Below are 12,451 nucleotides of genomic sequence, written 5' to 3'. Positions count from 1 at the left end.
ATTACGATTATTTTTGGTTCTCGAAAAGTGTGGGAGAAAATTGGGTCAAAGCACTTCATCCTTATCCCTAAATTTACACTCTATCATAAAGTTTGGACCAAGTTAACATGGCTTTTGCGTACAAATATCGCCTTTGAGGATATTCCTCGGTATGTTCAGGCCAATATGGCCGCGGAAGTTTTAAGTTATATTCCGCAGGAAAGATCGCTTTATCAAAAATTAGTCGATACGTTCCATAAACTTGTCGGCCATGAGTTTTACGAGGACGCCTACGAAAAGGGCGTAGTTACAGTTAAGGCTTATCCGGGGATCATTCCTGAAGTATTTCGTGATGCCAGGCGCCGGTTAATGAGGGCTTTAGTGAATAAACGTACCATGAAGATCATCGGATTTGGCGACGGTAATCTGCCGACCGGAGAAGAAAAGATCTATGACCGTGTTTATTCTTATTTAAGCAAACATCATCCGGATTTAGCGCTTATCTTCAAAGGATACATGGACGGGCTTAATATAGACGATCCGGATATTTTTATTATGGAGCGAGTTTTGCGCCGTTCTTTGTCCAGACTAGAAAGACATCAGCTGTGGGATATAGTCAAGCTGTATGAATTAAAAGACATCCCTTGCCTTATTAAACTGCTTTATCATAATGCTTTGTCTCATCGGAATCTTAGCAAAGACGCTACCTTAGCGGATGCGCAGATCATCGAAGCGGTGCTTCATTATTTTCATCATTTGGATCCGTTATTCTGGTCCGCGCTTTCGAGGACCTCGTTTAAAAGAAATCGCGAGCTCACCAATTGGCTTATCGAAACTTTCGGAAAATTAAATATTTATGATTATTTTAGGACACCGTTAGCGCGTTATATTATTTTTCCTCTCGCTCTCCGGTTAATGAAAGATGCCCTGATGGTTTCTCATCCGATCCTTAAGGAATTAGGCAGGCTTAGCGATAATGGAGTCCATCTGAAGATCACCAGCGAAGCGGTCGGTATAAAAACCGATACCAGCCTTTATGTGCTGGGCAATATGCTTATGGTGGTGGGTGTCGACAGCGAGAAAACCGAAGGCTGGCATAATGCTTTACGTCCGATCAATGGAAATGCTAATGAACAAGATCCTGAAGAAGCTTTAAACGGTTTCGCGGGATTGTTGATGCCGTTTGGGTTCTGGGCGACGGTGCAGGCAAATAGCGAAAGCCGGGACGTCTTAGCGCAAAGAAGCGCCCAAATGATCTATGACGCCTTTGACCGTTATCATCGTGAGTTTAGAGAGATCACCTTGCGCGCGAAAACACGGTTTGAACAAAGAGATTGGCAGGGTGACCAGCAAGACAAAATGGATCGTATTGATCTTTATGGAAAGATCATCAGCGAAACGGTTGCTTCATTGGCCGGTTCACAATGGAGCGGAATACTAGGAGAGAATAAATACGATAGAACATTATGGTCGACGATGAAAGTCAAATATAACCAAATGATCACATTTAGAATGTTAGAAGACTATCGTGACGGAGAATTTGCGGAAACATTCTTTAATTCGATTACGCGTAAAATATTTACCACCGAAGGCGTCAATCCGTCTATTGAATTTGTTCATTCCAATGTTGAGTATACGAGCGATAAGGATGGTATCTACACTGTATATCACCGCACGGAAACAACACAAGAGATGGTCCGGCGCATTCTTTCGGAGCATGCATTTTCTGTTGGCTTTAAAGATTTGGAAAGAAACTCAAAGGCTGTTGCCGAAGAAATCACGCATCATCTTATCAATGTTTGGGGCGATTCTCAGATCGCTCGCGTTGAGATCTTAAAGCCGCTATTCTATCGCGACAAGCGCGCCTATATGATCGGGCGTATCATTGTCGGAACTCCGGAAGAAGATTTTATGACTGTCCCGTTTGTTTTACCGTTGGTCAACACAGGGGCAGGCATTGCGGTCGATGCTGTTTTACTTAATCAGACGGATGCCAGCATCGTTTTTAGTTTTACACGTTCCTATTTCCATGTTGATATTAGTGACCATGTGGCGTTGATCACATTCCTTAAATCTATTATGCCACTTAAACGAGTTTCCGAACTTTACATATCTATCGGTTACAACAAGCATGGAAAAACCGTTCTTTATCGGGAGCTTATTAACCATCTTGATACAACCAATGAACCCTTTGTGATCGCCCGCGGGATCGAGGGGATGTCCATGACCGTTGCGGCCCTCAATAAGATCAATATGGTATTTAAACTGATCAAGAGCTTTTTGGCTAAAGAAGACATGACGCGAGAAAGGATCAAAGACCGTTACAATTTTGTTTTCCGTCACGAACGCGGAGGGAGGCTTTTAGATACACAGGAATTCGAACACTTGCGTTTTAGGCGTCATAGATTTCCGAGCGAACTTTTAGAAAAGTTGCTTAAAACAGCCGGAAATGTTGTTACGTTAAGCGGCGACTATGTGGTTATCCATCACGTCTATATTGAACGCAGAATTACTCCGCTAAATATTTTCCTTGAAGAAGCAGATCCCGAATCAGCCCGACGAGCCGTTATTGATTATGGGTATTGTGTTAAAGATCTAGCCGAAATGGGAATCTTTATGGGTGATTATTTTAGCAAAAATTTTGGCGTGACTTCTCATGGACGCGTCTGCTGTTATGATTATGACGAAATTGACTCAATTCTTAATTATAATTTTAGAGACAAACCGAAACCACAAGATGATTGGGAAAGCATGATGGATGAGAGCGAATGGATATCAGTTTCCGATGGAGATGTCTTTCCTTCCGAGCTAATACAGTTTTCTGTTCCGGAACGATATAAAGATCATTTTATGACGGTACACGGCGATTTGGTGACGGCAAAGTGGTGGAAAGAAACTCAAGAAAAAGTTAGGCGTGGAGAAACGCCTGATTTGTTACCTTATCCGGAAAGTAAACGTTTAGATGTCGCAGAACAAGAATTAAATGCGTTTACCTTTGGGTTTATTTTACCTTTTGCCTTGTTTGGTTTGGTCAACAGCGCGAGCGAACCGGTACAACAAGACAGCAACTTTATTCCTAAGCCCAAAAGTCAAATTCCGTTGTCGTTAGGTAAGAAATTTGCCGTTAGTTTTATCATTTTGGGGATTTTTGCCGCAACTGTCTACGGATTTAACGCGCCCCATCTTTTAAGCCGTCTCATCGGAGTTTTCATCGCCAATATCATCATCTTTACGCAATTCGTTGTTGTTACGGATATTTTAGGCCAATGGATGGCCGGGCATGGCATCAATAAAAAACAAGTTTTATTGGCTGTTCCGGGTGGATTTTTAATGGCCTTTGTTTCAGCCCTTAGTATGATGTTTTTAAACGCGATGGTTTCAACGAGTGTTGCAGGAGCAGGAATTATCGCGTCGATCTTGGCGGTATCAGTATTTATGGTCACCGTGTTTACCTTCGGCCAGATTGTTCAAAGAAAGAAAATAGGCAAAAAAGAAATACCGGCCATCGCCAAAGCATTTTTCTTAGCTCCGATTTTAAGTGTTGCCGTTATTGCTGTTTTTGAGATCGTTCAATTCATTCACGCGCAATTTGATGTTACCTTAGATAAAGGCGCGGAATTTTATGCCGCCACCGCGCTTCGCATTATTGGCCTGATGGCGGTAGTAAGAGTCCGGACATTTATTTATGCCGCGGTCGTTAAACATGCCAAGAAAGACACGGTCAATCAAAATCCTTTAGCCCAAGAGAAACAACATGAAGCGTTTTGGATGACGCGCTTGCCGTCCATTATCCGCACCTACGCCGTGCAGGCTTCTCATCCGGCTATTCAAGTTGTGGTCGATGGAATTTCCACGCAGTTCTTCTCCTTATTCTATTCTTGGATGGTCAATAAGAACGGATTTATGATCAAGGCCGAACATCTGCGCCACAAGATTTGGTATGTGATCATTTATCCCATGATCGCGCCGGTGGTAGCTATAACAAAAGCTTTACGCCATCAACGAAAAAATTTATCTCGAGATAAATTACTTGCCGCCACGAGATTAGAAACTCCCGACTTGGCAATGGATATGGATACGGTACGCCGATCACTGCAGGAATTCTTAGAAGGATTTTCCGAGCTTAATCACCAGCTTGATACGCCGCGCGAACTTCCCGAACAGGAGACAATTGATAGAATTATTTTAGGTTATGCGTGTGTCAACAGTCTACTTGGAAAGAATAGAGAAATCAGTAGAGAAGATTTTCTGGAATTGAATCACTTGGTGTTGATGGGAAATGTTTTTGCCGTCCGCTTAGAGCGAAATCAATATGTGCAGGCGGTAAAGAGATCTTTTGGTAAGGGTATTGAAGCTGTGTGGGAAAAATATCAAAGCCGTTCGTATTTTTCTGTTTACGCGAAGGCCGCAGCGGTTTATGTGCAGATTTTAAGCCAACAGCAATTATTTATTGAAGGGAACCATCGCACCGGAGCTTTGATCGTAAGCCTTATTTTACAAAAACATGGTTTGCCGGGATTTGTTATTAGCCCTGATAATGCCAAGGAATATCTTAATATTTCTTCCGATATTAAATACTCCAGCAAGCGAAAACTTATTGACCGGTTGCGGCATATCAAATACCGTTATGACTTTACTAAATTCTTGGAAAGACAAATGGCCGATCATGGCGGGCAAGCGCCTCAGCTAACAGCCTTGAATGCTGTTATTCCCACCTTTGGCATGATGGTGGGATATTTAGCGAAGCTCATCAAAGGATTGTTAGGGGTAGGAGCCATTGAAATTATCCTTGTGGTACTTGCAATTGGCATGGTGATTTTCGTCGCTCAAGACAAAGAACATAAAAAGGTTACTTCGTTGATGACGAAAATATTTAGACATCCCGGTGTACCGGCTTTAATGGCAGCATTAGTGATACCCGCATTTGCTATTGTTATGTTCTATTTCTCCTTAGATAATTTTGGCTTAAGGTTTGGCTTTGCTGCAGCGTTCTTTTCAGCCGCGGCAACTTTGGCTTTGATAAGAATTTCAGTAGATGTTGTGTATTTTCCAGATGAAGCACGCGCCCCTCGAAGAACTTCATCAGAGCCCAATAGTAATTTAATTTCTACTAAAGCTCAGGCTGCGATTTCCGTTCTTCTGGTTTCTAAAATAAAAGAAGTGACTCATTTTAAAGATGAAGATATTTTGTATTTTGTTATTCAAAATTCTACTGTTGTTGAACGCGCTGCAAGCGTTTATAAAATTTATGGAGGATTTGAAGTCGCTGTTCCTGTCATAACAAAGAAGATATCTCAATTAAAGCCGGAAAATATTCGCATTTATCCTCCGGCTGTTGTTCGAAATGCACCTGACAATGCCGGAAGCATTTCTTTGCTTAATGCCGTTATCCCAAGTTTTGGTATGGTGATCGGATATTTAGCGAAGCTCATCAAAGGATTGCTAGGGGTAGGCCGCGCGCCGAGCAATCACAAAAGAATGATCGTTTCTCTGGCATCCCGGTCAAGAATAAAAGAGTGGAAACATACTATTAACCAGCGGGGCGGAGAAAGCAAAAAGATAGATCTTATTTTTAATGATAAAGATGCCGCTCTTCGTATTAAGCTAGCCAAGCGTTACGGATCCATTTCCTCCGAGATCATCGCCCGCCGATTTCCCGACGGAGAAGTAGAAGTTCTTGCCAAAAATTCCGAAGCTTTTGAAGGCAAAGATATTAGCATCATCAAAAGCTTAGAGACCGACGAGGATATTGTTATCCTGCTTTTCATGATCGATGGGCTCAAAAATGATTTTGGCGCGCGCTCGGTTAGGGTTTTCTTGCCTGCTCGGTCCGGGCAATATGACGCTATTTTAGATATTTTGTCGGCCCAAGCTGAAATTTATCTGATGGATAACAATGTATTTGATATTAAAAGCGAACTTTCCACTATTCGTCCGCTTCGTTATTCTAAGAGGTCATTAGCCGAAGAAAAGATCGATCATATCCGAGAAAAATTGATCCGGCTGGTTCACATATCTCGGCCTTTACGGCAAAGAAAAGCAACAGCCCTTCCCGATATCAATTCGGTCCTTTTTACTCCGGAACACGCTGATCTAAAACGCGAAGTAGCTAAGCAAATGGAGCAGGGGCAAATCCACGAGATCAAAATTGATACTCTAGAGCATCGGCACATGAATACACTTATTCCTGCGCAGGTAAAAGAATTGAATAATCTTTTGATCCACGCGACGCGTACCAACAAGGGTATCGTGGAGCTAATGATGATCCTGCATGAATTAAGAAGTGTGCTGAACGCGTCGCTGCGTGGTGTCTTTATGCCGTATTTTGCTTATGCCCGTCAGCATCAAAGCTATACGCTAAAAGAAAAAGACCAGCTGCGTTTTATTTATCCCAAAGCGCGCGCGGTCAATAGCGCTCGCGCCATTGTGTCGATGATCAGTCAGTTCACCGATCGTATCATTACGGTGAACGTTCATTTCTTGGATCAAAGCGGGGAATTCACCTTTGAAGGAGCGGAAAACCTAAAAGTTTTTAATATTAACGCCTTTGGCCTTATCGTCCGCAATCTTATTCAGAAACATGGGCTTCGCTTGGAAGACATTATTTTGATGGGCCCGGATGACGGAGTTTATGATTATGTTAGGGAAGCGGCATCTCAATTAGGGATGGATCTATATACGCAAGTCGCTCATATGGATAAAATTCGCTTAAGTTCCGAAGATGTATTGATGGTTTTAAACGACAGGTTCAAACATATCGATTTTAACGGAAAAGTTATCATTGTCTTGGACGACATTATCTCAACCGGTGGCACGATGAACGCTTTCGCTAAAGCGGTGCGCGCTTTGGGCGCGAGTAAAGTTTACGCCGGAGCGGCGCACGGTGTTTTCTCCACCGGCCTCAAACAGTTTGAAAAATATTTTAACGAAGTAGTGGCAACTAATTCTTTGGATTCTGCGGCGCGCACGATCTCTTTAGCGCCGGCCATTATTGAATATTTAAAGTCGGCGCCATCTTCTCTTGTCAAAGATACGAAAGAAGAAAAACTTTCCGCGTTTTTTGGATTTGGGTTGTCTGCATTCGGTTTTGTCAGAGAAATTAATAACAGAAAAACAGTTGATGATATTTTATTTGACCTTGACCATTCCCACCGACCTCTGTGGACATTTATTAGAAATGAGCCGCAAGCTGTTTCTATGATGAAAGAAAGATTAACGACATTATTAGAGAGAGAAGATGTTGCCGGAAATTTAGTAGACTTACTTGAGCAAATCGCCCAAAAAGGCAACAACGGGCTGACGATACAGGATATTCAAAATCCTATTATCATTGTATTTGGCGACTATCTTTGGCACGCCCAGAACAATTTACCTAATGACCTTGATGTGGTGATTATTGTCAAAGGAAGCTCCCAGAATTCGGGCGTGACCCATATTTCGAACGGATTACCTGCTGTTGCGTACAATGTCACTGGTATAGAGAACTTAAGCAATAGGAATCAGATTACGCAATTATCCATCCGGACGAATATCGCCTTAATTCTTCATGGAACGGGCGTTGTTGTCCACGGCGATGCAGGATCCTTAAATTTACCCGACCCAAGTTATGAAGAAATGGTGACTTATTCAACCGGCCTTATTCCGGCGGGAAATCTGGAGCTTGGTTTAGGGACGATGGGAGATCACCGCAAGCAATGGAAGCGTTATTTTGATGCCTATGCTTTTGCTTACGATCTATTGACGAATCTTGTTTTTCATAAGAACCTGGCGCCTGAAATTCTTATTGAAGATATCCGTATTGATGAATTTTACCGTGAATTTTTCTTGGGCCGTTTAGAGCGGCTTCCCTGGCAGGATCCTGCGTTTGAAGATCAAGAAGATTGGATGGATTTTAATTACATGGGTGGGATGAGCCTTTATATTTTCAAATTCGGGGAATTAGTGAGTAAGTCTCTGCAGATCCTTAAAGCCGAAATCATAAAGAAATCGGAAATTGATCATGAACGAAGCTTAAGTGAACTTAATAGTTTTGTTTCGTCTAGTTTCCTGTTTCTTGGAACAGTTCAATCTATTCAAGAAATCTGGGTCGAGCGGCAAATAACATCCAAACATAGAATTCATTTCGTTCCTGTTTCGAATATTAATAAATTAGCTGGCGCTATTGAGAGAACCTTAGGCATTTCGGTTGAGATCTATTTTGGCGGAGTTAATTTAAAATCTTTTATTAACGCCCATACCGGTTTAATGGAATTTTTCGTCGCTCGAGCAGGATTGCCCTTAGAAGAGCAAGTATTAGCCGTGAAAGTTCAAAATAAATTTGGCAATAAATTTACGGAAGAAATTTTAGCCTTAATTGAAAGATTCTTAAACGATGCCGATGCTTTAGTTGCGGATGGGGAAGTATCCGCCGAGTATAAAAAAGAAATAGAAAGACTATCTGTCATTTTAGCGCTGTCGCGGCAGGAAGCAATTCCGATGCTACCAACCTCTCCGTGGCTGGTGGGTGTAGCATCAGCCGCGACAGCGCTTAATGGTTTTGTGGCATTTACACCGGTGGTATTTGGCATAGTGCAAATTTCAGAAACCAGAGAAGTCAATGGCTGGATCATCAAGCAGTACCATCCGGTCTATAAGATACATTTTGCACCTGTTTGGAATATGAAAAAAATGATTGAGGCAATATACTCTGACATACATGTAACAGTTCTAATTTCCATTAACGACATCGATTTGTATACTTTCGAAAGCAATATGGCGATTGCGCAATTCTTCGATCATATCGAAAGTATGCCCCTAGAAGATCAGGTTATTTCGGTTTCGGTTAAGAATCAATGGGGTCATGATCTTAGCGAAGAAGTTTTTAATTTTATTGAAGAATTCTTAAGCGATCATTACTCATTAGAAAAGTTTGGAGAATTAGAAGAGAAATATCAAGAAAAGTTAGAGAAGCTAGGAGATAAAGTCTTTGGTTCGGGCGGTATTTATGAAAAACAACAAGAGCAAAAAGAAATAGAAAAGCATCAAGATAAAACCAGACTTAACGCCATAATCCCTGCCGGATTTGGGCTTCTTTCAAAAATCTTTGAATCCTTATTTATTTTATTCGGCAAGGAAACGCTGCCTTTGCGCGCGATCTCTCGTCGGAAATTCCTTCAGCAATTCGCGGTGATCGTGGCCTTAGCGGCTGTTTCCGGCCCATTATTAGAAGGTTGCAGTAAGAAAAATCCTACCGAACCGCAAGAAGAAGAACCCTTAACACCGGAAGAACGAAACGCCTTAGCCAAACAATTCTTGGTGAATAATATTAATTCTGATACCAATCTTATCCGCAGCTTTATCGGCGTTCCCGAAACAGACGCGTCTTACAATGCGTCATGGATCTTTAATAATGCTTTGGCAATTGGTGCCTTTTTAGCGATGGATGATGTTGCAAATGCCAGCCGTTTGGCTCAAGGCGCTATCAATGTTCAACACGCGGATGGTTGGTGGGCCAATGCCTACGATGTGACAAGTGGAGAAATTTTAGTCAATTATGTCCGCGAACTTCGTATGGTTGGGCCGGTGGCAACGATGGCGCGCGCCTTGGTAGATCTTTATACAAAAACCGGCAATGAAGAATTCTTAAACGCCGCTCAGCGCGCCGCTACTTGGATGATGCGTTTTTACGGCGACTGGACAGATCCTCAAACGCAAACTGTTTATCATTTCCTGCGCGGCGGGGAAGATGCTCAAGGACAAGCTTTCATTTGGAGTTCTACCGAACACAATGCCCGCGCTATTATGTTATTCAATGTTTTATCTCAACAAACTTCCATTTCCGAAGAAACCCGTGAATCTTACCGCAACATAACCCGCGAACTGGCTAACTGGTTAACCGGGAAAATGTGGCGCCCCACACATTTTGAATCTGTTTGGTCGCGCGACGGTATCATTGATTTTGCGACGGATGAAAAATTAGACGTTCAATATATCAGCATTTTAGCGCTTCATCAGGCGCGCGCGATTCTTAATATTGACCCCATTCATTATATTTCCGCGCTTCATTGGATCAATGCCAATCATGTTTCCATTAACGGCGTAGAACTTATCGGTTATGCCAAAAAGATGGGTGACACTACATCCGTTTGGCTGGAAGCGACTTTAGGGATGGCGGCGGCCTTTAAAGCCTTGGGCGGTGAACAAGAGGCCGCCGCCATTATCGATTCTATTTCAGAAACTCAAAACGAAACGACCGGCGGACTTTGGGCCATGATCGGCCCCGAAGACGGCATTTGGCCGAGCAATTTCCGCTATGAAGCGGTGGATGCGACAGCTTCTCTAATAATGGCGAATTTCGGCGCGAACTATTTTTATTCCACCGATCCCAATAGAAACGCGAACGCCGCTCAATTAAACGCTATTTTAGGCTTTAGCATTGAGGAATTGATCACGCTTGTTAGCGGCGTGATCCAAGAAAGCCGTTCTCTTGATTACATCCGAAACTCCGAAATTCCTTCCAACGAAAAACGCTTTATGAAGTCGATGCGCTGGATCGAAATGATCAGTAAAGTCTTAGCCGTAGAGTTAATTGCTTACAATTTTGTTCGGCCGTCACAAGAAGAATTAAGCGAAGCCTTAAAGAAGATCTATCTTGATCGCTTGGACAGCCCGCAATTACAAGGGCACGTCGGGGAGTATATTAATATCCATGACCAGACAAGAATTATTTTACCCATCATTGACGAATTGCTTACTATTGCCCGCAGCAAAGCTTACGGAATAGACCGAGACATCAGATCACTTACGGATCTGCGTGATGACTTTGCGGATAAATTCAACATGTTCGCGCCGTTTAAGACAGGAGAATCCCCATCCTCAGGGTCTAGTTCTCTTTCCGCCTTTGCGCCGGGAATGTATTTGGATATGGTTAGCTTTATATCGGTGATCACCAGCCTAAGTGGTTTTGAAGCCGTTGGCGCTAAAAACGGACAACGGTATCAGTTCATTGTTACCTTTAGTGATCCCGGATCTCAAAAGGCAGAAATTATCTGGAAGGCTGGTGTTTTTGAACATCAAGAAAATCTTCCTCTCGTAGCAGGGGATGACAATCCGGAAATTCTTGGGACCTATGAGTTTAACACCGGAGGAATTTTTGATATTGGCAATATCCGTCCTCTTGATGCGTCCTCGTTTAAAGGTCACATGTATAGTTCGACGCAGAGAATTTTCTTATATATCAGCATGGGCCATTTGACCGGAGAGAAACTAGCCACCCAATTCTTAAAAGCGCTGTTGGATAAGCTTCCGGCGGGTGTCATGGTAGATGGTGTGATCGGCAATGAACCGACCGTAGAATATTTAAACCAGGTCTCACCCTCGTTTACATACATTGATCCCTATAGTGATTCGACAGCGGCAGATCAGTCCGTTCGGCTTATTAAAAACGGAGAAAAGATCCTTGAGTCGACCGTTATAGGGCAATTGTTCAAAAGACTTGGGCTTAGCGATATTATTTTAGGCGAACACCTCAATCATGGCCACGAACATGCTTACTTTTTACGTTCACGAAAAGTCAGCAGCAACTCTACGCGGCTTGCTTCTTTGGCTGCCTTTGCGCCGATGTTTGCTTTTGGCGCCTTGGCGGGTATTTGGGGCGTGGTCGTTGACAGCGACAATGATCATGGGCCGAGCATTAGCCCGCACGGGTTCATCTCGGTGAGCACCGTTGATCAGCATATCCATCAAATGGCGGCCGTTTTATTTGATTCAAAAGCCAATCCTTATTCATCGTTGGGCCAAAAGATCATTGAAGATATAGCGCAGTTTTATTATTTGATCAAAGGCCACATTAATATGAAGTTGATCGACAATGCAACTCGCGTTCATTTCGGCAATGCTCTTATTTATGTTAGAGATTATCAAGAAGCGATAGATGTTTTATCTTACCTTGGAAATCTTCATCCCAATGATGATGATCTAGAGATGCAATATGAAATTCTTATTGTTGCCTATCTTTTATCCGGTGATCGCAAAAAAGCGATCCTCCACTTGACGCATAATCCGTTTACCGATACCGTGCGAAAAGCTGAAGATTTAGCACACCGGATCGCTGAACTCTTAGAGATCGATATCGAATCAGCCATAGAATATAAGAATTATGAATCAGCCTTGCAATCTGCCGAAGCGCTCAAAGCCCTCGTATCCGGGTATTTATCTTATGCCATTAATCAAAAAGAATGGATGAGTGTTGTTAGGGAAACCGAACGCTTGATTTTGGGAGCGTTTGCGGTTCATCGAACAATGTCCGGGTCCTCTAAGCTTCCCGTGAAGGGAATGACCGTTCACGGCTTTGCGCCTTCGTTTATATTTATTCCAACAATATTCGGTGTGGTCAATAAAGTGGCGTTTTCCGCGCAGGTGACTAATCCGCGCGGGCTTCATGTTTTTCCATCGGAGATGATCAGCTGGAAAGCTAAAACCATAGAAAAGCTTT

General features: G+C 42.8%; 1 protein-coding gene (cut by both window edges). It reads left to right on the top strand.

Every position in this 12,451-nt window falls within one protein-coding gene, gene aceK, locus WC676_01430, for a bifunctional isocitrate dehydrogenase kinase/phosphatase (GenBank protein MFA5059275.1), read on the top strand. The gene is 132,390 nt long; 74,463 of those nucleotides lie to the left of the window and 45,476 to its right, leaving coding positions 74,464–86,914 in view — codons 24,822 (complete) to 28,972 (partial); the first complete codon in view begins at nucleotide 1. Both codon boundaries (start and stop) fall beyond the window edges.

It is taken from the genome of Candidatus Omnitrophota bacterium, from assembly GCA_041649175.1.
Classification (GTDB): Bacteria; Omnitrophota; Gorgyraeia; order Zapsychrales; family JBAZNR01; genus JBAZNR01.
The sequence above is the reverse complement of the archived record's forward strand: the minus strand, read 5'-3'. Positions and strand labels throughout refer to the sequence as shown.